The sequence below is a fragment of the Pseudomonas sp. FW305-20 genome, from assembly GCF_058788075.1.
This window is the reverse complement of the sequence record NZ_JBYTAJ010000001.1, coordinates 17,979-38,841: the sequence shown is the minus strand read 5'-3', so window position 1 is coordinate 38,841 and position 20,863 is coordinate 17,979. Positions and strand designations below refer to the sequence as shown.

Annotated in this window: 21 protein-coding genes and 1 pseudogene; 7 read left to right on the top strand and 15 right to left on the bottom strand. The window is 58.6% G+C overall.

What is annotated here, in order from left to right; genetic code table 11:
* Positions 1-13 precede the first annotated feature (13 nt).
* A complete protein-coding gene (locus AC3WP4_RS00200) occupies positions 14-817 on the top strand; it encodes an enoyl-CoA hydratase/isomerase family protein (RefSeq protein WP_102615846.1) in 804 nt (267 codons plus the stop codon).
* A 181-nt stretch (positions 818-998) separates the two neighbouring features.
* The gene (locus AC3WP4_RS00195) at positions 999-2,351 is read left to right on the top strand and encodes an MFS transporter (protein WP_102615845.1); all 1,353 of its coding nucleotides are present in this window, start codon (positions 999-1,001) and stop codon (positions 2,349-2,351) included.
* Here the strand turns inward: AC3WP4_RS00195 and AC3WP4_RS00190 are convergent.
* Entirely contained in the window at positions 2,344-3,129 is a 786-nt protein-coding gene (locus AC3WP4_RS00190) for an alpha/beta fold hydrolase (protein ID WP_102615844.1), read from the bottom strand. The genes AC3WP4_RS00195 and AC3WP4_RS00190 overlap by 8 nt on opposite strands.
* A 90-nt stretch (positions 3,130-3,219) precedes the next feature.
* On the opposite strand from AC3WP4_RS00190, the gene AC3WP4_RS00185 reads away from it, so the two are divergent.
* Both AC3WP4_RS00185 and AC3WP4_RS00180 read left to right on the top strand, forming a co-directional pair.
* Positions 3,220-4,191, top strand: a complete 972-nt coding sequence (locus AC3WP4_RS00185; RefSeq protein ID WP_102615843.1) for an XdhC family protein — start codon at positions 3,220-3,222, stop codon at positions 4,189-4,191.
* Between the two features lie 188 nt (positions 4,192-4,379).
* Complete coding sequence (locus AC3WP4_RS00180) at positions 4,380-5,234, top strand: helix-turn-helix transcriptional regulator (protein ID WP_102615842.1); 855 nt, start codon at positions 4,380-4,382, stop codon at positions 5,232-5,234.
* 104 nt (positions 5,235-5,338) lie between these two features.
* Here the strand turns inward: AC3WP4_RS00180 and AC3WP4_RS00175 are convergent, their stop codons facing one another.
* Together AC3WP4_RS00175 and AC3WP4_RS00170 are read right to left on the bottom strand one after the other, a co-directional pair.
* The gene (locus AC3WP4_RS00175; protein ID WP_102615841.1) at positions 5,339-5,629 is read right to left on the bottom strand and encodes a DUF6388 family protein; all 291 of its coding nucleotides are present in this window, start codon (positions 5,627-5,629) and stop codon (positions 5,339-5,341) included.
* Between the two features lie 71 nt (positions 5,630-5,700).
* Entirely contained in the window at positions 5,701-6,444 is a 744-nt protein-coding gene (locus AC3WP4_RS00170; RefSeq protein ID WP_102615840.1) for an SPOR domain-containing protein, read from the bottom strand.
* 366 nt (positions 6,445-6,810) lie between these two features.
* On the opposite strand from AC3WP4_RS00170, the pseudogene AC3WP4_RS00165 reads away from it, so the two are divergent.
* Positions 6,811-7,079 (top strand): annotated as a pseudogene (locus AC3WP4_RS00165) (SDR family oxidoreductase); the annotation flags it as partial.
* Between the two features lie 170 nt (positions 7,080-7,249).
* Here AC3WP4_RS00165 and AC3WP4_RS00160 read toward each other — a convergent pair.
* Both AC3WP4_RS00160 and AC3WP4_RS00155 read right to left on the bottom strand, forming a co-directional pair.
* Positions 7,250-8,293 carry an LLM class flavin-dependent oxidoreductase gene (locus AC3WP4_RS00160; protein WP_076030855.1) on the bottom strand — a complete coding sequence of 348 codons (1,044 nt, stop codon included), beginning with the start codon at positions 8,291-8,293 and terminating at the stop codon, positions 7,250-7,252.
* A 36-nt stretch (positions 8,294-8,329) separates the two neighbouring features.
* Entirely contained in the window at positions 8,330-8,815 is a 486-nt protein-coding gene (locus AC3WP4_RS00155) for a flavin reductase family protein (RefSeq protein WP_074877311.1), read from the bottom strand.
* 324 nt (positions 8,816-9,139) lie between these two features.
* Here AC3WP4_RS00155 and AC3WP4_RS00150 point away from each other — a divergent pair, with 324 nt between their 5' ends.
* Positions 9,140-10,546, top strand: a complete 1,407-nt coding sequence (locus AC3WP4_RS00150; protein WP_102615839.1) for a purine-cytosine permease family protein — start codon at positions 9,140-9,142, stop codon at positions 10,544-10,546.
* Between the two features lie 2 nt (positions 10,547-10,548).
* Here AC3WP4_RS00150 and AC3WP4_RS00145 read toward each other — a convergent pair whose 3' ends face one another.
* The 6 genes from AC3WP4_RS00145 to ribBA form a co-directional block, all read right to left on the bottom strand.
* Entirely contained in the window at positions 10,549-11,520 is a 972-nt protein-coding gene (locus tag AC3WP4_RS00145) for a TerC family protein (RefSeq protein WP_102615838.1), read from the bottom strand.
* Between the two features lie 241 nt (positions 11,521-11,761).
* A complete protein-coding gene (locus tag AC3WP4_RS00140) occupies positions 11,762-12,916 on the bottom strand; it encodes an ABC transporter ATP-binding protein (RefSeq protein ID WP_102615837.1) in 1,155 nt (384 codons plus the stop codon).
* Positions 12,917-12,933: 17 nt separating this feature from the next.
* The gene (locus AC3WP4_RS00135; protein ID WP_102615836.1) at positions 12,934-13,743 is read right to left on the bottom strand and encodes an ABC transporter permease; all 810 of its coding nucleotides are present in this window, start codon (positions 13,741-13,743) and stop codon (positions 12,934-12,936) included.
* A 6-nt stretch (positions 13,744-13,749) separates the two neighbouring features.
* The gene (locus tag AC3WP4_RS00130; RefSeq protein WP_074877302.1) at positions 13,750-14,694 is read right to left on the bottom strand and encodes an ABC transporter permease; all 945 of its coding nucleotides are present in this window, start codon (positions 14,692-14,694) and stop codon (positions 13,750-13,752) included.
* Positions 14,691-15,716, bottom strand: coding sequence for an ABC transporter substrate-binding protein (locus tag AC3WP4_RS00125; protein WP_074877300.1), 1,026 nt, complete (start codon positions 15,714-15,716; stop codon positions 14,691-14,693). The genes AC3WP4_RS00130 and AC3WP4_RS00125 overlap by 4 nt, the downstream gene beginning before the upstream one ends.
* Before the next feature lie 309 nt (positions 15,717-16,025).
* Positions 16,026-17,135 carry a bifunctional 3,4-dihydroxy-2-butanone-4-phosphate synthase/GTP cyclohydrolase II gene (gene ribBA, locus AC3WP4_RS00120; protein ID WP_102615834.1) on the bottom strand — a complete coding sequence of 370 codons (1,110 nt, stop codon included), beginning with the start codon at positions 17,133-17,135 and terminating at the stop codon, positions 16,026-16,028.
* 71 nt (positions 17,136-17,206) lie between these two features.
* Between ribBA and AC3WP4_RS00115 the strand changes: the two genes are divergently transcribed.
* A complete protein-coding gene (locus AC3WP4_RS00115; RefSeq protein WP_102615833.1) occupies positions 17,207-17,500 on the top strand; it encodes a DUF1330 domain-containing protein in 294 nt (97 codons plus the stop codon).
* Between the two features lie 6 nt (positions 17,501-17,506).
* Here the strand turns inward: AC3WP4_RS00115 and AC3WP4_RS00110 are convergent, their stop codons facing one another.
* From AC3WP4_RS00110 to AC3WP4_RS00095, 4 genes are all read right to left on the bottom strand, one after another.
* Positions 17,507-18,070 (bottom strand): NUDIX hydrolase, encoded by a 564-nt coding sequence (locus AC3WP4_RS00110; RefSeq protein ID WP_074877293.1) that lies wholly within the window; start codon positions 18,068-18,070, stop codon positions 17,507-17,509.
* A gap of 2 nt (positions 18,071-18,072) precedes the next feature.
* Positions 18,073-18,825 carry a GntR family transcriptional regulator gene (locus AC3WP4_RS00105; RefSeq protein WP_074877291.1) on the bottom strand — a complete coding sequence of 251 codons (753 nt, stop codon included), beginning with the start codon at positions 18,823-18,825 and terminating at the stop codon, positions 18,073-18,075.
* 86 nt (positions 18,826-18,911) lie between these two features.
* Positions 18,912-19,301 carry a carboxymuconolactone decarboxylase family protein gene (locus AC3WP4_RS00100; RefSeq protein WP_102615832.1) on the bottom strand — a complete coding sequence of 130 codons (390 nt, stop codon included), beginning with the start codon at positions 19,299-19,301 and terminating at the stop codon, positions 18,912-18,914.
* Positions 19,298-20,773, bottom strand: coding sequence for an NAD-dependent succinate-semialdehyde dehydrogenase (locus AC3WP4_RS00095; RefSeq protein ID WP_102615831.1), 1,476 nt, complete (start codon positions 20,771-20,773; stop codon positions 19,298-19,300). The genes AC3WP4_RS00100 and AC3WP4_RS00095 overlap by 4 nt, the downstream gene beginning before the upstream one ends.
* Positions 20,774-20,863: the final 90 nt, after the last annotated feature.

Below are 20,863 nucleotides of genomic sequence, written 5' to 3'. Positions count from 1 at the left end.
AGAGGACACTCTCATGCAACAACAAGCGATCCAGCAATTTCTCGACACTCAGTTCGATGGCTTCCAGGTTGAAGTCGATGTGTCCCGCGAGCGCGCCGACATCATCCTCAACAGGGCACCGTTGAACGTCATTTCCATGGGGCAGCGCGATCAATTGCGCCTGGTCTTCGAAGCCCTCGATGCACACAAAGACGTGCGCGTCATCGTGCTGCGCTCGGTGGGTGAACACTTCTCCAGCGGCGGCGACATCAAGGGCTTTCTCGAAGCATCGCCGGAGCACGTTTCGAAGCTGGCCTGGAATGTCGCGGCACCGGCACGTTGCGAAAAACCGGTGATCGTTGCCAACCGTGGCTACACCTTCGGCGTCGGTTTCGAACTGTCCCTGGCCTGCGATTTCCGCATTGCTTCACAAACCACTCGCTACGCCTTGCCTGAGCAGAACCTGGGTCAGATCCCGGGCTCGGGTGGCTCCGCACGCCTGCAGAAAATCATCGGCATCACCCGCACCAAGCACATGGTGATGCGCGCCAAACGCATTACCGGCGACCAGGCCTACGCCTGGGGTATCGCGACCGAGGTCGTGCCGGATACCGAACTGGAAAGCACCGTCGACGCGTTGGTCGATGAACTGCGGCGCTTCTCGCCGTTGGCTCAGCGCACGGCGAAAAAACTGATCAACGATAACGAAGATGCGCCGCTGACCGTCGCGATCGAAATGGAAGGTCACTGCTATAGCCGTCTGCGTAGCTCCAAGGACTTCAAGGAAGGCGTTGAAGCGTTTCACAGCAAGCGTACGGCCGTGTTTATCGGCGAGTAAATCGTACTGGCGAGCGGGCCCGGGAGTATGTTGGTAACAGCGTACGCCTTACGGAGCAGGGCCTGCCGCCCCTTCAATGCAACTGAAAGGGCACATCAAGGTTTCACCGCTGACCTGCTGATTACTCGCAACCCGTGCACCGGGATGCAGAACGTTCGATCACCGTTTGTGTGAGGCAACCATGACTACGACAACAACAATAACTGCATCACCCTCCAGCGCCGCTTGCGATACACCACAGATTCCACCGGGCAAGGCCTTGCTCGCGGCATTTGCCTCGACATTCGGCTGGGCGCTGGATTTGTTCGACCTGTTTATTCTGCTCTACGTGGCGCCCATCATCGGCCGCCTGTTCTTCCCCTCGGACACCCCGACCCTGTCGCTGGCCGCGGTATATGCCTCGTTCGCCGTGGCCTTGCTGGTGCGTCCGCTGGGCTCGGCGATCTTCGGCGCGTATGCCGATAAACACGGCCGCAAGCGTGCGTTGATGGTGTCGATGGTCGGCGTCGGTATTTCCACGGCACTGTTTGGCGCGTTGCCGACCATTCATCAGGTCGGCATATTGGCCCCGATACTGTTTTTGGTCTTGCGGGTGATACAGGGCATTTTCGTGGGCGGCATCGTTGCCTCCACTCACACCATCGGCACCGAATCCATCTCGCCGCGCTATCGCGGCTTGATGTCCGGGTTGATCGGTGGTGCCGGCGCCGGTATGGGCGCGCTGTTGGCGTCATTCACTTATCTGGTGTTGTCGGAGATCTTTCCCGGGGAAGAATTTGACGTCTGGGGCTGGCGCTTCATGTTCTTCTGCGGCCTGCTAAGCACGTTTTTCGGTCTGGTGATGTTCCGTTACCTGGAAGAGACCCCGGTCTGGCAGCAACTGCAACAAGCGCGCAAAACCAAGGGGCCGGCGGTAGTTGTCGTGTCGCCGCTCAAGCGTCTGTTCGGTCGCGAGTACCGCGGCGTGATGCTGGTCAACCTGCTGATTACGTTCGGAGGCGGTGCCACGTATTACCTGGCCTGCGGTTATCTGCCGACGTTGCTCAACGTGGTCGCCAAAGTGCCTCATGCGCAGACTTCGCAGATGCTCATGTACGGGTCGGTGGCAACCATTGTCGGAGCACTGGCCTTCGGTTACCTGAGCGACCTGATCGGTCGCAAGAAGACCTTCATGCTGCTGGGTGTGATCAACCTGGTGAGCCTGCCGATGATGTTTCTGGGTGTCGCCGAATCGGGTTCGCTGACCCGTACTGCGCTGTATTGCGTGGGTATAGGCTTCATAGGTGGGGCGATCATCGCGCCGATTCTGATCTTCCTCAACGAACGCTTTGCCACCGAGCTGCGAGCCAGCGGCACCGGATTGTCCTGGAACATCGGTTTCGCCCTCGGCGGAACCATGCCGACCTTTGTGTCCCTGGTCAGCGGCAGCCCGGCGCAGATCCCCATGGTGTTGGCGATGTTCGCCGTCGGTCTGTCGGTGATCTACCTGATCGGCAGCGTGGTGATTCCAGAAACCCAAGGCAATTTCAAGTAAAGGCGGGGAGGCGCTTCAGGAATTCGCAGATCAGCTGCAAGGTCTGCTCGGTCGCTTCGGTCTGGGGAAAGTGCCGACAGTTATCCAGCAACACACAGCGGCACGGTCCAGCGACCTGTCGCTGGATGACCACCAGTTGCTCGGGCGTGGCGTAGTGGTCTTCGCGACCCTGAATGACCAGCAACGGCTTTTCGATATAAGCCAACTGCGCTTCGAGATCATCCAAGGAAAAGTCCGGGTGCAACCAACTGTCGCTCCAACCGTGAAAAGCGCCATCGACATTTGTCCCATGGTGGCGTGCCAGGCGCTCGCGCAACTCGCCCTGATGCCAGGCCTCGGTGGTGTGGCGAATGCCATCGAGGCTCTCGGCCTCGACAATCACGTGAGGCGCCAGTGCGATGCTGCCCAACACGCGTGGATCGTTGGTGGCGGCATAGGCAAGGACAATGGAGGCGCCGTCACTGTGACCGAGCAAGACCACTTGCGGCAGTTGCAAGGCATCGAGCAATTGCCGCAGTTCCCGAGGGCCGTCGCTGCTCAGGTAGTTCAGCGGACGCGGCAGGGTTACCGGGCTCGATTGCCCATAACCCTGACGGCTGTAAGTGACCACACCGTAACCGCTGGCCTGTGCCAGGCGCGCGGGGAAGTCTTTCCATTGGTCGGCGCTGCCGAGGCCTTCGTGCAACAGCACAAGCGTCGGTCGCGATGGGTCAGCCGCAGGGATTTGGCGATATTCCAGGCGCAGCGGCCCAAGTTGCAAAAATTGTTGTAGCGACATGTTGAATCAACGATTGAACAAGGTTGCTCGCAGGTTACCGTAAACGTAACCCAGCATGCAGGACCACGCTTTGCTTGAGGTATAGAAAACATGCGCCATCTCGATGTTCAGGTGATCGACCAGGCACTGCAATGGGCTCGCGCCGGGCAGGCCCAGTGGCTGTGCACGGTGCTCTCCACCTATGGCTCGGCACCGCGTGCGCCGGGTGCGATGCTGGTGACCAATGGCACGGGCGAACACGTCGGCTCGCTGTCGGGTGGCTGCGTCGAGGAGGAGTTTCTCGAAAGCCTGACGCGCGGTGAATTACGCGAACCGGCGCAGATCGTCAGTTATGGCGACAGCGTCGAGCAACGCCACCGTCTACGATTGCCCTGTGGTGGTGTGCTGATCGTGCTGGTCGAGCACCGCGCTGCCGGTCTCGAATGGATCGCGCACCTGGAGAGTCTGCAAGCGGCGTTACTCGGCCAGCGCCGTCTGCTGCGTCACGTCGAACTGAGCAGCGGTGCCTTGCGCCTGGACCCGGACACCGGACACGGCAGCGAGCGGGTGCAAGTCGTCGACGAAAGGGTGCGCATCAGCGTCGGCCCAGCCTTGCGATTGATTCTGGCAGGGCTCTCGCCGGTCGCTGAAGTCTGCGCCGGTTTTGCCCGCGCCATCGGCTGCGAAGTCATCGCCTGCGACCCCCGGGAAGAGATGCTCCACGTCCAGCTCGAAGGCGTGGAGATGCAACGCGTGCTGCCCTCGATGTTCATCGCCGCCGGTGGTTGCCATGCGGCGACCGCGGTGGTGGCGCTGACTCACGATCCGCGAATCGATGATCTGGCGCTGATGGAAGCGGTGCACACCCCTGCGTTTTACATCGGTGCCATGGGCTCTCAGGCAACCTCGGCCAAGCGCGCCGAGCGGCTCAAACGCATCGGTGGTCTGACGGATGAACAGATTGCCCGATTGCGCATGCCCATCGGCCTCGATCTGGGCAGCAAGGCTCCGGCGGAAATCGCTCTGGCGGTGGTGGCCGATATCCTGCGTGTTTATCACGGGAAGGAACGCCATGCCTTGTAAGGCGGTTTTTCCGACGAGCGTGAGGGCTGCGAAAGTCGAGGTAGACGCTCGGTCATTCGCGCGCGATAGTGGCCTACCAAGTGTTGCTGAACCATAGAGCGATCGCCGGGATTGAGAAATAGATAGACGCCCCGATGATATGCATTGTGGTCGGTAATAATATCGCTTCAAGCGAGCGGAGGAATCTGATGTCGATTGCCCAACGGGTATTCCACGGCAGGTTTGGCCGGGTCGCCTTGCTGAATATGGATCGTTCGCTGGTCACCCACACCCATTCCGAATGCCATGTGCTGGTCAAAGTGTCCGGCGAAGACACGTACTTCAACGTCAACGGTCGGCGGGTTCCGCTCAGCGATCGCACGGCGGTGTTGGTCAACGCCTGGGAGCCGCATTTCTACGATCCGCAGCCGGGTGCCGGTGCCACCCTTATCCTCGCTCTCTACATCGAGCCCGCCTGGTTGGCCACTGCCCAGCAGTCGCTGGCGCTCAGCGGTCGGCCGGACTTTTTTGCCCAGTCCTGCATCGAGCTGTCGAGTCGTAATCGCACCTTGGCTGACATCCTGGTTGCCGAAGCGCATGGCTGCGGGATTGTTCCCAAAGAGCGCATGGAATTCATGCTGTTTGATTTCCTGATCGAGCTGATCGAGGACTTTTCCAGCTGGCGGCATTTGTCGCTACTGGGTGCGCCGAACTCAGGTGAGTTCCGGGACGCGCGCGTGCGCCGTGGCACCGCCTGGTTACTTGAGCACCTCGATGATCCGAACCCGATCGACAACGCCGCGCGAGCTTGTGGTCTGTCGCGGGCGCACTTTTTTGCGCTGTTCAAGAAAGATACCGGCATGACGCCAACCCTGCTACTGAACGATGCGCGCATGCGCCGGGCTTTTGCCTGGCTGGAGCGTGAGCGCAGTGGAACATTGGGCCTGTTGTCGGAGAACCTCGGGTTCTCCGAGCAAGGTCATTTCACACGGTTTTTCCGTCAGCACATCGGAGCTTCACCCAGCCAGTATCGGCGTGTAGTGGATTGTTATTCGACGGTTTGAACCGAGAGGAGGGCGGGGGTATTGGGCAATACTCCCGCCGATGAAGTTAGTCTTTTATCTTGAGAGTTGGCGGCGAGTATAGACCACGAAAGTTGTAGGGTGTACTAATCGTCCAGAAAGTCATAAATCTCTTTCATGCGTTCTTCGCGCATCAACTCAAGTTCTTCCTTGGTTTCGGATATCCACTGCAGGATGAAGTCCCAGTAATCGCAGCCGTGAGCGTCCGCTTCTGCTTCAAATGCTTCTTTCAGGAATTTAAGGCGATATTCTTCTGGCGATAGCCCGCAGTTTTCAGCGAGGCTGTAGTTAAGTTCGGTGAGTTCGAGTTGGATCCATAAGTTGGCGTCCAGGAATTTCTTCAGGGCAAGTTCGGCTCTAAGTTCTTTTGCGATCATGAATGCTCACTGGTGTCATATAATAAGTAGCCATTTGTTCGAGGGTCAGTGCAGCGCTAAACAGGAGTATGTCAATTCCCCGCCATCATCCATCCTCTAACGCCATGACTTTCGCTCAACTCTTTCACGACTCGAGCCGCGTCCTGTTTCTGTTTGTACGGGCCGATGACGACAAAGTTGTTTTCTTTACGCGCTACCGGCAACTCCAGCTGCTGAATGGCTTTTATTGCGCGATGGCGGCTGGGTCTGTTTAATGCAATTTCGACCACCCATAGGCCGGATGAAGGCGTGATTGAAGCTTCTTTTTTAGCGTGGAAAATATAGCCTCCGCACGTCAAACACGGGCGTTCCAGCGTGATTAGCGAGCCTCGTATGGTCCGAAAGACATGCCATTGCGGATCACTGGTTTTTTTGCGGGCGAAGCCTGCCAAGAGCAGGCCGGTAAAAGCAATCAGACCGCTGAGAATAATTGTCCATTTGTGTGCCTGCGTGGGCAATGAAGGCAGCGTAAGTACTGGTGTTTCGTCTGGCTTTTCGATCAAAAACTGTACGGCGTCAGCCTCCGTTGAGTCGGGTATGCGGGATTCGTTTTTCGCAAGGTGCGCGAGCCCGTCAGAACGTATTGTACTGAGCTCTGTCGCAACTTTATTAGCGGTGTCATCGAGCAGTTGATCGAACTTTGTCACTTTTTGCTGGATGTATGAATTGTCGACGTTATTTTGACAAGTTGTTCCTGAGGACGTGTAGGTCCATAGTAGTGCTGATAGTTGCCCCAAGACGCCAGTTACCAGGAAGCTCAAGCCTAGCTTTCGCACGGCACCATCTCCAAATCAAGTGAATAGTTATTTGTCCCATTTCTTTCTGATAAACAGGGTTCTATTGTTGATCCTGGGATGGTCTAAATTTTTTTGAGCGCGTCAGTGTGCCCAAGAGCCAAAACTAGTTGGCTGCTTTTTGTTGTTTGAAAGAACATCGGGCTTGCACTTTATAGATTGTTGGTCGACGAAAAAGGCTCAGGTGATCGAAAAAAAACCGTATCAGATGGCTTTGAGAGTGATCCATTAAAACACGTGTATTTAAGATGAATGTCGTGGCTAAAGTGTCTTGCTGTCGGAAAACCGCGACGGATTAGCATCCGCGACTTATTTGATGAGCGTACCAAGTTAAGAAGTTACGAAACACTCGAGGTGCTCACCCGTTACATGGCCGTAGAACTGGGTCCGCGCCAAATTCGGGTGAATGCGATTGCTCCAGGCGCCATCGCAACCGATTTTGGCGGTGGTGCGGTGCGCGATAACAAGGATGTGAACGCCTATGTGGCACAGGCATCGCGCTGGGCCGTGTCGGTCTACCGGACGATATAGGCGGTGCGGTTGCCGCGATCCTGTCTGATGACATGGCCTGGGCTAACGGGACGACTTTTGATGTCTCTGGCGGGCAGTTGCTGTAGCCACAGCCGCATTCATTCCATCCCGTCGTTGCCCTATCGAGAAGGGGGCTGGACCTGGCCGAACATTATGAGCGTGTCTACAACCATTAAGATCTGGTGCGGACAACAAAACGCCGGCATGAGCCGGCGTTTTGCTTACTGGGTTTTATCGCAAAGCCTGACGGGCGAGCTTAGCGAAACGCCGGCACCACCTGCTTGATGAACAGCTCCAGGGATTTTTTCTTCTCGGCGTGAGGCAAGCTGTTATCGCACCAGAAGCTGAACTCATCGACGCCCAGTTCCTGGTAGTACTTGATGCGCGGGATGATTTCCTCTGCCGTGCCGATCATGGCGGTTTTGTGCAGGCTTTCGAGTTCGAACTCCGGGCGAGCGGCGAATTTCTCTTCCGGGCTCGGCGCCAGGAAGCCGTTGACCGGCACTTCCTTGTTGCCGAACCAGGCATCGAAGGTGCGGTAGAACTTCGAGATCGCCTTGGCACCGACTTTCCAGCCCTCTGGGTCATCGGCCGCATGCACGTGGGTGTGACGCAGCACCATCAATTGCGGACGCGGTACGTCCGGGTTGTTGTCGAGGGCGGCCTGGAACTTGTTCTTCAGGTCGAGGACTTCTTCGTCGCCCTTCATCAGCGGCGTGACCATCACGTTGCAGCCGTTGGCCACGGCGAAGTTGTGCGAGTCCGGGTCGCGGGCGGCGATCCACATCGGCGGGTTGGGCTTCTGGATCGGTTTGGGCACGCTGGTGGAGGTAGGGAATTTCCAGATATCACCGTCGTGGGCATAGTCGCCTTGCCACAGGGCGCGCACCACCGGAACCATTTCCCGCAGGGCTTGACCGCCTGAGGAAGCGGGCATGCCGCCGGCCATACGGTCGAATTCCACCTGGTAGGCGCCACGGGCCAGGCCGACTTCCATGCGACCGTTACTGATCACGTCCAGCAACGCGCACTCGCCAGCGACCCGCAACGGATGCCAGAACGGCGCGATGATGGTGCCGGCGCCAAGGTGAATGGTGGTGGTCTTGGCGGCCAGATAGGCCAGCAATGGCATCGGGCTTGGCGAGATGGTGTATTCCATGGCGTGGTGTTCGCCGATCCAGACGGTGCTGAAACCACCGGCTTCGGCCATCAGGGTCAGTTCGGTCAGGTCTTCGAACAACTGGCGGTGGCTGACACTTTCGTCCCAACGTTCCATGTGCACGAACAGGGAAAACTTCATGACGCTTACCTCGGATCTTTGTTATTGACTGTCGGTTCAGGCGAGGACGGGCAGGGCGCCCATTTTGCCGTGGCAGTACACCAGCGGACCGGCGGTGTGCTGCGGCACAATCAGGTTCTTCACGGCGCCAACCATGATCGCGTGGTCGCCACCTTCATATTCACGCCATAGCTCACATTCGATGACGGCCGTGGCGTTGGCCAGAATCGGATTGCCCAACTCGCTCAACGTCCATTCGATTCCTTGAGCTTTGTCTTTGCCTTTGCGGGCGAAGGCATAGGCTTCGCTTTGCTGGCCGCCAGAAAGCACGTGAATGGCAAAGCGTTTGTTCTTGATCAGTACCGGATAGGAATCGGAGCTGTAGTTGGGGCAGAACAGCACCAGGGCCGGGTCCATGGACAGCGAGCTGAACGCGCTGGCGGTGAGGCCGACAATTTGACCCTCATCATCCAGCGTGGTGATCACCGTCACCCCGGACGGGAACGAGCCCATGACTTGTTTGTAGATGGCGGCATCGATCATTGGAGGGTCCTCGGGCGCTGCGGCATGGTTTTTATGAATTTATAGGTCTGATGGTATACCGTAATACATAGTTTGCAAGGGCTTTTTATCTTTGCCGATAAACGCATCCTGCCGCGATAAGGCTCAATATTTACGGGTCTTGTAGCGCAAAGTTGAGAACCAGGAAGCCCTGGATAAGCGGATCAGTTTGCCTTTCAAGCAACGGATCAGTCTTGTGAAAATGTTGGAATACCATAATATGGTGCGCTTCTGAGGGGTTACCAAAGAGCGCCCCCGGTTTGGCTTCATACAAATATAAGATCAGACAAACTCGAGTTCATGCACATGTCCCAGATGTCCCGGCAAGACCCGTTGATCGAGAATCACACGGTCGATTACGTCCCACTCGCGGAACGCCATGGGAAGGCCCGCGATCTGTTCACTCTATGGTTCAGCACCAATATTGCGCCGTTGCCGATCGTCACCGGCGCGATGGTGGTTCAGGTATTTCACCTTGACCTGTTCTGGGGGCTGCTGGCGATTGTCCTCGGGCATATGGTCGGCGGTTTGGTGATTGCCCTCGCATCGGCCCAGGGGCCGCGCATGGGAATTCCGCAAATGGTGCAGAGCCGTGGTCAGTTCGGCCGTTATGGTGCGCTGCTGATCGTGTTCTTCGCTGCGCTGATCTACATCGGTTTTTTCATCTCCAACATCGTGCTGGCCGGCAAATCGATTGTCGGCATCGTGCCTTCGGTTCCGGTGCCGGCGAGCATCATCATCGGCGCCCTCAGTGCTACCGCGATCGGAGTGATCGGTTACCGCTTCATTCATACCCTCAATCGCATCGGCACCTGGGTCATGGGCAGCGCCTTGCTCGCCGGTTTTTTTTACATCTTCGCCCATGAATTGCCGGCGGACTTTTACAGTCGCGGCGGTTTTAACCTGTCGGGCTGGCTGGCCACGGTGTCGCTGGGGGTCATCTGGCAGATCAGTTTCTCGCCATATGTCTCGGATTACTCCCGTTACCTGCCGGCGGATATCGGCATTGCCAAGCCGTTCTGGGCCACTTATCTGGGCGCGACCCTGGGCACCATTCTGTCGTTCACCTTCGGTGCGGTGGCGGTACTGGCGACGCCGGAAGGCACTGAAGCGATGGATGCAGTGAAACAGTCCACCGGTTGGCTGGGGCCGATTCTGATGGTGCTGTTTTTGCTCAATATCATCAGTCACAACGCCTTGAATCTGTATGGCGCGGTGCTGTCGATCGTCACCTCAATCCAAACCTTCGCCAGCCAATGGACGCCGAGCATCAAGCTGCGGGTGGTGTTGTCCAGCGTGGTGTTGGTGGGCTGCTGCCTGGTGGCGTTGGGGGCTTCGGCAGATTTCATCACGCAGTTCATCGGCTTGATCCTGGCGCTGTTGCTGGTACTGGTGCCATGGGCTTCGATCAACCTGATCGACTTTTATGTGATCAAGCGCGGCAGCTACGACATCGCATCGATCTTTCGGGCGGATGGCGGGATTTATGGGCGTTTCAATCCGCATGCAATCGTTGCGTACTTCATCGGCATCCTTGTGCAGTTGCCGTTTGCCAATACTTCGTTGTATGTCGGGCCATACGCCAACTTGGTCGAGGGTGCGGATCTTTCGTGGCTGGTGGGGCTGGTGGTGACGTGTCCGTTGTATTACTGCCTGGCTACACGCGGGCAAACCCGGCAGAGCAGAGCTGCGCGGTGGGGATATACGGACTGACCCTACAGGGATCGCATTCGATCTTCCTTGGGGGGCAAGATAAGGCTCAACAGCACCGAAGTCAGAATGATCCCGCCGACAATCGCCAGCGACCATTCAACAGGCAGGTGAAACCACGGCATCAGCGTCATCTTGGTGCCGATGAACACCAGTACGATCGCCAAGCCGTATTTGAGCAAGTGAAAGCGGTCAGCCATGTCGGCCAGCAGGAAGTACAGCGCCCGCAGGCCCATGATCGCGAAGATGTTCGATGTGAACACAATGAACGGATCGGTGGTGATAGCGAAGATCGCCGGGATGCTGTCGATCGCGAACATCAGGTCGCTGGCTTCGATCAGCACCAGTACCAGAAACAATGGCGTCGCCCAGAGTCGACCGTCTTGCACCACAAAAAAACGTTCGCCATGAAACTCACCAGTGACACGCAGATGGCCGCGTATCCAGCGCAATATAGGGTTTTTTTCGAGATCTGGCCGCTGATGCGCGAATGCCAACATCTTGATCCCGGTGATGATCAATAACACACCGAACACATACAGCAACCACGCGAACTGCGACACCAGCCACACGCCGGCGAAAATCATCGCCCCCCGCATCACGATTGCCCCGAGCACACCGTACAGCAACATCCGGCGCTGCAACTCCGGCGGCGCGGCGAAGTAGCCGAAAATCATCACGAAGACGAACATGTTGTCGATCGACAGCGACTGTTCGATCAGGTAACCGGTGAGGAACTCCAGCATTTTGCGCTGGGCGATTTCGGGACCGAGCTCGTCATTCAAGTACCAGCGCAGCAATCCTGCAAAGACCAGCGCCAGCGCGCACCAGGCAATTACCCAGCATGTCGCCTCGCGCGACGATACCCGATGCGCCTTGCGCCCGCCGAAGACAAACAGATCCAAAGCCAGCATGGCGACGACGAAGACGATGAAGGCGACCCACATCCAGGGTTCGCCGATGCTTATGGGCTGCATGTCGTTATCCTTGGCTGGACGTATTCTGGAGCCGACAGGGCCATGCTAGCGAGAGGATGAGGGTTTAGAAAAATCGATTATTCCTTATCAATGATTCGTTATTTACGAAGTGTCGCCGGGGAATTTTAGGTGAGCTTCCTTTGATCCAAAATGCTCGGCAAAAAAAAGGTCACCACAGCCCGACGCTGTGGTGACCCGAGGGTGATACGCAAATCCGGACCCACCGGGGTGGGCTTTTGCATTAATGCGCGCCAGCGGCCTTGTTCAGATCGCTTTCCGCCCATTCGGTGTACACGCACGCATCCGCCGTCGCCCAGCGCACTCGCACCGGGTCGCCAGCCTTGAGCGGCATACCGGCGGCAGAGAGGGCCTTGACGGTCATCGATGTGCCGCCCGAGGTCACCACACTGCAAGTCTGGCTTTCGCCAAGAAACAGCACTTCAACGACCGTGGCCGACACTTCATTCCAGCCCGCCGCCAAGGGTTCCTGGGCGGCTTGCTCGACGCTCAAGGCCAACGCTTTCTCCGGCCGCACCATCAGCAAAACATCCTGATCGGTCTGCAACCCTGCGGTCAGGCGAATCGACAGAGGCTGACCTTCAAACGAAGCCACCGCATTACCTTGTGCCTTGAGCTTGAGGAAGTTGGAGTTGCCAAGAAACGAAGCAACGAAAGCATTCGGCGGATTCTGATAAAGGTCAAAACCGCTGCCCAATCCAACGATCTTGCCGTGGCTGAAAATCGCGATGCGCTGAGACAGACGCATGGCTTCTTCCTGGTCGTGGGTCACGTAGATGATGGTGATGCCCAGGCGCCGATGCAACTGACGCAGTTCATCCTGCAAATCTTCGCGCAGCTTTTTGTCCAAGGCACCGAGGGGTTCGTCCATCAACAGAATGCGTGGCTCATAAACCAGCGCCCGAGCGATCGCCACCCGTTGCTGCTGACCACCGGAAAGTTGTGAAGGGCGGCGATGCGCAAATTGCTCAAGCTGTACCAGTTTGAGCATGGCGTCGACCCGGCGCTCACGCTCGCTGGCGGCCAGTTTGCGGATGGCCAGGGGGAACGCGATGTTCTCGCGCACCGACAAATGTGGGAACAGCGAATAACGCTGGAACACCATGCCGATGTCACGCTTGTGCGGCGGTACGTTGACCAGTGATTGGCCATTGACCTGGATCTCGCCGCTGCTCGGGGTTTCGAACCCGGCGAGCATCGACAGGGTGGTGCTTTTGCCAGAACCGCTGGAGCCGAGGAAGGTCAGGAATTCACCGTCCTTGATGTCCAGCGAGATGTCGTCCACGGCAGCGAAGTCGCCGTAGTACTTGTTCAGGTTGCGCAGGCTGACCAGCGGTTTGTCGTTCTGCTGCGCGGAATCTTTGATGACGGCACTCATGTCGTACTCCTGTGCGCTCAGGCGCTGATTTGATTGCGCCGGCGAACGGCGGCGGCGATGACCATGACCAATACCGAGAGGCCGATCAGCAACGTCGAGGCGACGGCGATCACGGGCGTCAGGTCCTGGCGCAAGGTGGTCCACATTTTCACGGGAAGGGTTTGCAGGGTCGGGCTGGCCATCATCACGCTCAGTACCACTTCATCCCACGACACCAGGAACGCGAACAGCGCACCGGCGACCATGCCCGGGCGAATCGCCGGGAAGGTCACCTTGAACACCGCTTGCAGTCGCGAAGCGCCGCAGATCACCGCGGCATCCTCGATCGACTGATCGAACAGCTTCAGCGAGTTGATGATCGAGATGATGGTGAACGGCAGCGCCACGATGACGTGGCTGACCACGAAAGCGAACACCGTCCCGGTGTAGCCGAGTTTGAGAAACAGCGCGTACACCGCCACGGCGATGATCACCAGCGGCACGATCATCGGCAGGGTGAACAGACCGTAGAGCATTTCCCGTCCCGGAAAGCGCCCGCGCACCAAGGCAAAAGCAGTTGGCAAACCCAGGGCGACAGCGCAGATCGTGGTCAGCACCGCTACCTTGAGGCTGGCCATGGCGGCGTTCATCCAATCGGGATTGGAGAAGAACTGGCCGTACCATTTCAGCGTCCAGCCCGGCGGTGGAAACACCAGCCACTGGGAGGAGCCGAAGGACAGCAGCACGATGAACACGATCGGCAACAGCAGGAACAGTGCGATCAAACCAGTCGTGAAATACAGGCCGAAACGCATGCGCCGGCTCATGGCATTGGGGGTCAGGAGCATGACGGTTTACCTCGCGTTGCTGGCACCAACCGGGGATTCCGGCTGGAGCTTCAGGTAGAAGTAGAACAACACCAGCGTGATCACGATCAGCAAGGCTGCGCCGGCGCTGGCCAGTCCCCAATTGAGGAACGACTGCACCTGCTGAATGATGAATTCGGGCAGCATCATGTTCTGCGCGCCGCCCAGCAGCGCCGGGGTCACGTAGTAACCGAGGGACATCACGAACACCATCAAGCCACCGGAGAACAGCCCCGGCCGGCACAGCGGCAGGAACACCCGGAAGAAGTTGGTCCAGGGGCTGGCGCCGCAAATCGAACCGGCCTGCAGAATCATCGGGTCGATGGCCTGCATGGTTGCCTGCAACGGCAGCACGATGAACGGGATCATGATGTAACTCATGCCGATCACCACGCCGGTCAGGTTGTGCACCATTTCCAGTGGTTGATCGATGATGCCCATGGCCATCAACGCTTTGTTGATTACACCGGACGCCTGCAACAGCACCAGCCAGGAGTAGGTCCGCGCCAGCAGGCTGGTCCACATCGACAGCAGCACAATATTGAGGACCCACCGGCCCCAGCCACGAGGCACCAGCGTGATTGCCCACGCCAGCGGAAAGCCCAGCAGCAGACTGAACAGCGTCACCAACCCGGCCACCGAGAAGGTGTTGAGCAAGACCCGCGCGTAAGCCGAGTTGGCGAACAGTTGTTCGTAGTTACCCAGGCCCGGAACCGGCTCCAGTACGCCCCGCAGCAGCAGACCAATCAGCGGCGCCAGAAAGAACAGGCCGAGAAACAGCAGGGCGGGGATCAGGTTGCTTGAACCGCGCCAGCGCTGTGCCAGGGAAGGGGATTGGTTCATCACAGCCGCCTTGCCGGTAACCGACCCGGTAGCGCCAGCGGCGCTCCCGGTCGGAGTAGGTTGACGGGACGCTGTTGCCGTCATTTTCATTTGACCAGCCATTCGTTCCACCGTGTCGCGATGGCCGGACCGTTTTTGGCCCAGTACGCGAAATCAAGAGTGATTTGATCCTTTGCGTAGGCAGTCGGCAGGTTGGGGGCGAGCACCTTATCCAGGCGCGCTACGCTGTCGACGTTGACCGGCGCATAGGCGGTCAGGTTGGAGAAGTCAGCTTGTCCTTTGGCGCTGCTGGCATGGGCCAAAAACTTCATGGCTGCGGCCTTGTTTTTCGAGCCTTTTGGGATGACCAGAATGTCGGCCATGACCAGGTTCTGTTTCCAGCTCACGCCCACCGGCGCGCCATCCTGTTGCAGGGCGTAGATGCGGCCGTTCCAGAACTGCCCCAGGCTCGCTTCACCCGAGGCCAGCAACTGCTGGGACTGCGCGCCGCCGCCCCACCAGACGATGTCTTTCTTGATGGTGTCGAGTTTCTTGAAGGCGCGATCCAGGTCCAGCGGATACAGCTTGTCGGCGGCAACGCCGTCGGCCAGCAAAGCCAGTTCGAGTACGCCGGGGCTTGGCCATTTGTAGAGGGCGCGTTTGCCGGGATAGGTCTTGGTGTCGAACAGCGCGGACCAATCCTGAGGTTTGCCGGCACCGAGCTTGCCTTCGTTGTAACCGAGGACGAAGGAGAAGTAGAACGAGCCGACGCCATGGTCAGAGACGAAACGCGGGTCGATTTTGTCGCGCTGGATCACCGAAAAATCGAGGGGTTCGAGCAAGCCTTCAGCCGCCGCGCGCAGGGCGAAATCAGCTTCGACGTCGACCACGTCCCATTGCACGTTGCCGCTTTCGACCATGGCTTTGAGTTTGCCGTAGTCGGTAGGACCATCCTGGACCACGGTGATGCCGCTGGCCTTGCTGAACGGATCGGCCCAGGCCTGCTTCTGTGCATCCTGGGTGCTGCCGCCCCAGCTGACGAAGTTGACGCTTTCAGCCGCCATGAGCGCCTGACTGGTCATGCTCAACAAACCCGCAAAAAGCATTGCGGTTACACCTTTGTTCAACACCATTTTTACGCCCTCATTTGTTGTGTTTGTGAGCGGGCTGTTGATGCCCGCCTATCGGGAGCAGTAGGTCCATCTGGTCGATTATGATCGTCCGGTCTATGGAATATCATATTATGGTATTCCAAACTTTGTGCAAGCACTTTGCCTTACCGGCTATCAGCCAAAAGCGGTTTTTTGTGGTGGAGGGGCTTGCCCTGTGGCGAGGGACCTTGCTCCCGCTGGGCTGCGAAGCGGCCCCAAAAAATAGGACTGCTGCGCAGCTCCAACGGAAACAAGCTCCCTCGCCACAAAAGCCCTCCGAAAGCTCCAGATTCATCCGGTGAACGGGATGCTCTCGACCACTTCCAGGTCGTAACCGGTCAAGCCTGCGTATTTCAGCGGTGGGCCGAGATGACGCAACTTGCCCACGCCCAGATCCTGCAGAATCTGCGCACCGGTCCCTACTTCAGAATAGATGCGCGATTGCGATCGGTTGAATTGCCGTGGCGGCTGTGTGAGTTGGGGTACGCGTTCCAGTAGCGCTTGTGACGACTCATGATTGGCCAGTACGACCACCACGCCGCAGCCTTCTTCAGCGACTCGTTGCAGCGCCGCCCACAATGTCCAGTTGGAAGGGCCGTTGTATTCGGCGCCCACCAGGTCCCGCAGCGGGTCGATCACGTGCACCCGCACCAAGGTCGGTTCTTCCCGACGAATGTCCCCCATGACCATCGCCATGTGCACGCCACCTTCAATGCGATCCTCAAAGGTGATCAGCCGGAACGTCCCGTGCACCGTGGGCAATTCGCGTTCACCGATGCGCACCACGGTGTGCTCGGTGCTCAGGCGATAGTGGATCAGGTCGGCGATAGTGCCGATCTTGATTCCGTGCTTGCGCGCGAAGACTTCCAGGTCAGGGCGGCGGGCCATGGTGCCGTCGTCGTTCATTACCTCGACGATCACCGAGGCGGGAGTGAAGCCGGCCAGGCGCGCGAGGTCGCAACCGGCTTCGGTGTGTCCGGCGCGGGTCAGCACGCCGCCTTCCTTGGCGCGAAGCGGGAAGATATGGCCGGGCTGCACTATGTCCGTGGGACCAGCATCGGCAGCGACGGCGGCGGCCACCGTACGCGCCCGATCGGCGGCGGAAATGCCGGTTGTCACGCCCACGGCGGCCTCGATGGACACGGTGAACGCAGTGCTGAACACACTGCCATTGCTCGGCACCATCTGCTCCAGACCGAGGCGCTGGCAGTGCGCGTCGGTCAGGGTCAGGCAGATCAGGCCCCGGGCTTCGCGGGCCATGAAGCTGATGGCCTCGGCGGTGCAGCGGTCGGCGGCGAGCAGCAGATCGCCTTCGTTTTCCCGGTCCTCGTCATCGACCAGAAGCACCATCTTGCCCTGTCGGTAATCTTCGATGATTTCTTCGATGCTGTTGAAGGCCATGCTGGAACTCTCAGTGTTGGGTGGGTATATTTATTGGTATACCATAATACAAACAGAGCCAAGAGGTCACTATGAAGGCGTACTGGATTGCTCACGTGGATGTCACCGACCCCGATCAATACAGCCAATACACCCAACGCGCCCCGGCGGCGTTCGCTTTATATGGCGGGAAGCTGTTGGCACGCGGCGGGCGCAGCGAAGCGATGGAAGGTCGGCCGACCCCACAACGCAGCGTGGTCATCGAGTTCGATTCTTACGAGCAGGCGCTGGCCTGTTATCACAGTGAGCAATATCAAGAGGCGAAACGGCACCGCGAGGGCGTGGCCCGGGCCGAGGTGATCATTGTCGAGGGCGTGGCGCCCTAGGAGATGTCAGCGGATGAAGTGGATCTTGCCGGTATCGTCATTGCCGATGTAGATGCCGTAAACCCCGGCCTGGCGTTCCTCGATATAGCGTTCGAGGATCTGCCGGATCGCCGGGTAATAGATGCTGTCCCAAGGAATGTCCTCGGGCGCGAAGAATTTGTAGTCCAGGGTTTCCGGGCCGTATTGGCCGGTGATCTCCAGCGCGATGGCGCGGAAGATGATGTACACCTCGCTGATCTTCGGCACGCTGAAGATCGAGTAGGGCGAGAGAATTTCCGCGCGCACGCCGCTCTCTTCCCAGACTTCGCGCAGCGCCGCCTGCTCGGTGGTCTCGCCGCCTTCCATGAAACCCGCCGGCAGCGTCCAGGTACCGGGACGCGGCGGGATCGCGCGTTGGCACAGCAGGTACTTGCCGTCTTGCTCGATGATGCAGCCGGCGATGATTTTCGGATTGACGTAATGGATATAGCCACAGCCACGGCACATCAGGCGCTCGTGCGTATCGCCCGGTGGCAGCTGGTGACCGAGGTCACCGCCACCGCACTTTGGACAAAAGCTCGGGCTGAACATGGTTAGCGACCTATGCGAGGTTCTTTGAGCGCGATGGGCAGCGTGATCTCGGGGATTTTCCCGGTCTCTTCCTGTTTGCGCTTGAGGTAATCGAGTGCAACGGTTGCGGCGGCGCGGACGTGGTCGACGCAAGCCTGGTGGGCGGCCAGCGGGTCGCCGCTCTTGATCGCCTCGACCATGCGTTCCATTTCCTGATTGCTCGCGCCACGGCGGTTTTCCTGGGACACCGAAGTCGCCCGCAGGTAGCTGATCCGTGCCTGCAACTGACGCAGCTGAGTGGCCGCCACATGATTGCCGGAGCCTTCGAGCAGGACGTCGTAGAAACCCTGAACCGAATCGATCACCTGTTGCAGTTCACCTTCCTTGAGGGCCTTGCGGTTTTCCTCGAGGGCTTTTTCCAGGGCCTTGATGTCCTTGGCCTTGGCCCGCAGGGTGAACAACTGGACGATCAGGCCTTCGAGCACACAACGCAGCTCATAGATATCCACGGCATCGGCCAGGGTAATGATCGCGACACTGGGCCCTTTGGCGTCGGCGAATTCCACCAGGCCTTCGGATTCCAGGTGACGCAAGGCTTCGCGTACGGACGTGCGGCTGACGCCCAGGCGATCGCACAGATCGCGTTCGACCAGACGATCTCCCGGCAAGAGCTGGAAATTCATGATGGCGCTTCGCAGTTTATCCAGCACGATTTCGCGCAGGGTAACGGGGTTGCGATTGACCTTGAAGCTGTCGTCGAGTGGCAGGCGTTTCATGGGGTCCGCTCTGAGTGTGGCTGTCCATGCAAAAAGAGCGCTTCGATCCAGGATCATCGTGCTCAGGTCATCAAAACAGCCAAGGGTTAACTGGAGGCCTCGGCATCGGCTTCGGCGAAGGCTTCACGGGCAAGCCGGAAACTGTCTACGGCAGCGGGGACACCGCAATAAATACCGACTTGAAGCAAAATTTCGCGTATTTGTTCACGACTCAGCCCGTTACGCAAGGCACCGCGTACATGCAGCTTGAGTTCGTGAGGCCGGTTGAGGGCCGAAATCATTGCCAAGTTTATCATGCTGCGTTCTTTAAGCGACAAACCCTCACGGCCCCAGACGTGGCCCCAGCAGTACTCGGTGACCATCTCCTGAAGAGGCCGGGTGAAGTCGTCGGCGTTTTCGATGGCGCGGTTCACGTAGGCTTCGCCCAGCACCTGGGTGCGGATTTTCAGGCCTTTTTCGTACGTTTCATTGCTCATCGCGGTGTGCTCCCAAAATCGTCAAGCCCGCCCATCAAGGTGTATTTGAGCTCCAGATAATCTTCGATGCCGTACTTGGATCCTTCACGACCGAGACCCGAGGATTTGATCCCGCCAAAGGGCGCGACTTCAGTGGAAATCAGCCCTTCGTTGATCCCGACCATGCCGTATTCCAGCGCTTCACTCATGCGCCAGGCGCGCCCCAGATCGCGGGTGTAGCAGTAAGCCGCAAGGCCGAACTCGGTGTCGTTGGCCAACTGCACTGCCTCGGCTTCGCTCTCGAAGCGGAACACCGCGGCCAGCGGGCCAAAGGTTTCCTCTTGAGCGACTTTCATGTCACCGGTCACGCCGGCCAGCACGGTTGGCTGGAAGAATCCGTGTCCCAGCGCATGGCGTTCGCCGCCGCAAAGCAGTCGGGCGCCTTGGAAGAGGGCGTCCTGAACGTGGTCTTCGACTTTGGCCACCGCGCGTTCGTTAATCAGCGGACCTTGGGTGACGCCTGCCTCGAAACCACTGCCAACGTTCAGTTGCGCCACGCGCTCGGCCAGTCGCGTGGCAAAAGCATCATGAATGCCGCTCTGCACCAGGAAGCGATTGGCACAGACACAGGTTTGCCCGGCATTGCGGAACTTGGCGATCAGCGCACCTTCTACGGCACGCTCCAGATCAGCATCGTCGAACACGATGAAGGGCGCGTTGCCTCCCAGTTCCAGTGAGACTTTTTTCAGCGTTGGTGCGCACTGCGCCATCAGCAACTTGCCTATGGCGGTGGAACCGGTGAACGACAGTTTGCGCACCAGCGGGCTGGCGGTCAGCTCGCCACCGATGGCCACGGCGTCGCCGGTGATCACATTGAAAATGCCCGGTGGAATCCCGGCCTGTTCCGCCAACGCGGCCATGGCCAGCGCCGAAAACGGGGTTTCCGGTGCCGGTTTGACGATGCACGGGCAACCGGCCGCCAGCGCCGGGCCGGCCTTGCGGGTGATCATCGCCGCCGGAAAATTCCACGGGGTGATGGCCGCAACCACGCCGATCGGTTCCTTGCTGACCACAATGCGTGCATCGCCTTTGTGGCTGGGAATGGTGTCGCCGTAGATGCGCTTGGCTTCTTCGGCGAACCACTCGATGAAACTCTCCGCGTAGAGGATTTCGCCCTTGGCTTCGGCCAGTGGCTTACCTTGTTCGAGGGTGAGGATTTCTGCCAGCGCATCGGCATTTTCAATCATCAGCGCGTGCCAGCGTTTCAGCGTCTGGCTGCGTTCCTTGGCGGTCAGAGCACGCCAGGTCGGCCAGGCTTTGTTGGCGGCGGCGATGGCTTGACGAGCTTCTGCGGCGCCAAGGTTCGGCACTTGGCCGATCTTTTCGCCGGTGGCCGGGTTGAAAATGTCCTGACAGGCGCCATCGGGCGCATCCAGCCATTGGCCGTCGATGTAGGCTTGCTGGCGGAACAGTTGCGAGGTTGCTGGGTTCATGCCGGCTCCCAAGAAAGTGGAGGCGCTCTATGTGGGAGTGAGCCTGCTCGCGATAGCGGTGTGTCACTCACATTGATGTTGAATGTGCTG

Excerpts from the sequence above, each read along its gene's own strand:
- AC3WP4_RS00200 (WP_102615846.1), top strand. The coding sequence starts at position 14 with ATGCAACAACAAGCGATCCAGCAATTTCTCGACACTCAGTTCGATGGC.
- AC3WP4_RS00195 (WP_102615845.1), top strand. The coding sequence starts at position 999 with ATGACTACGACAACAACAATAACTGCATCACCCTCCAGCGCCGCTTGC.
- AC3WP4_RS00190 (WP_102615844.1), bottom strand. The coding sequence starts at position 3,129 with ATGTCGCTACAACAATTTTTGCAACTTGGGCCGCTGCGCCTGGAATAT.
- AC3WP4_RS00185 (WP_102615843.1), top strand. The coding sequence starts at position 3,220 with ATGCGCCATCTCGATGTTCAGGTGATCGACCAGGCACTGCAATGGGCT.
- AC3WP4_RS00180 (WP_102615842.1), top strand. The coding sequence starts at position 4,380 with ATGTCGATTGCCCAACGGGTATTCCACGGCAGGTTTGGCCGGGTCGCC.
- AC3WP4_RS00175 (WP_102615841.1), bottom strand. The coding sequence starts at position 5,629 with ATGATCGCAAAAGAACTTAGAGCCGAACTTGCCCTGAAGAAATTCCTG.
- AC3WP4_RS00160 (WP_076030855.1), bottom strand. The coding sequence starts at position 8,293 with ATGAAGTTTTCCCTGTTCGTGCACATGGAACGTTGGGACGAAAGTGTC.
- AC3WP4_RS00155 (WP_074877311.1), bottom strand. The coding sequence starts at position 8,815 with ATGATCGATGCCGCCATCTACAAACAAGTCATGGGCTCGTTCCCGTCC.
- AC3WP4_RS00150 (WP_102615839.1), top strand. The coding sequence starts at position 9,140 with ATGTCCCAGATGTCCCGGCAAGACCCGTTGATCGAGAATCACACGGTC.
- AC3WP4_RS00145 (WP_102615838.1), bottom strand. The coding sequence starts at position 11,520 with ATGCAGCCCATAAGCATCGGCGAACCCTGGATGTGGGTCGCCTTCATC.
- AC3WP4_RS00140 (WP_102615837.1), bottom strand. The coding sequence starts at position 12,916 with ATGAGTGCCGTCATCAAAGATTCCGCGCAGCAGAACGACAAACCGCTG.
- AC3WP4_RS00135 (WP_102615836.1), bottom strand. The coding sequence starts at position 13,743 with ATGCTCCTGACCCCCAATGCCATGAGCCGGCGCATGCGTTTCGGCCTG.
- AC3WP4_RS00130 (WP_074877302.1), bottom strand. The coding sequence starts at position 14,694 with ATGAAAATGACGGCAACAGCGTCCCGTCAACCTACTCCGACCGGGAGC.
- AC3WP4_RS00125 (WP_074877300.1), bottom strand. The coding sequence starts at position 15,716 with ATGGTGTTGAACAAAGGTGTAACCGCAATGCTTTTTGCGGGTTTGTTG.
- ribBA (WP_102615834.1), bottom strand. The coding sequence starts at position 17,135 with ATGGCCTTCAACAGCATCGAAGAAATCATCGAAGATTACCGACAGGGC.
- AC3WP4_RS00115 (WP_102615833.1), top strand. The coding sequence starts at position 17,207 with ATGAAGGCGTACTGGATTGCTCACGTGGATGTCACCGACCCCGATCAA.
- AC3WP4_RS00110 (WP_074877293.1), bottom strand. The coding sequence starts at position 18,070 with ATGTTCAGCCCGAGCTTTTGTCCAAAGTGCGGTGGCGGTGACCTCGGT.
- AC3WP4_RS00105 (WP_074877291.1), bottom strand. The coding sequence starts at position 18,825 with ATGAAACGCCTGCCACTCGACGACAGCTTCAAGGTCAATCGCAACCCC.
- AC3WP4_RS00100 (WP_102615832.1), bottom strand. The coding sequence starts at position 19,301 with ATGAGCAATGAAACGTACGAAAAAGGCCTGAAAATCCGCACCCAGGTG.
- AC3WP4_RS00095 (WP_102615831.1), bottom strand. The coding sequence starts at position 20,773 with ATGAACCCAGCAACCTCGCAACTGTTCCGCCAGCAAGCCTACATCGAC.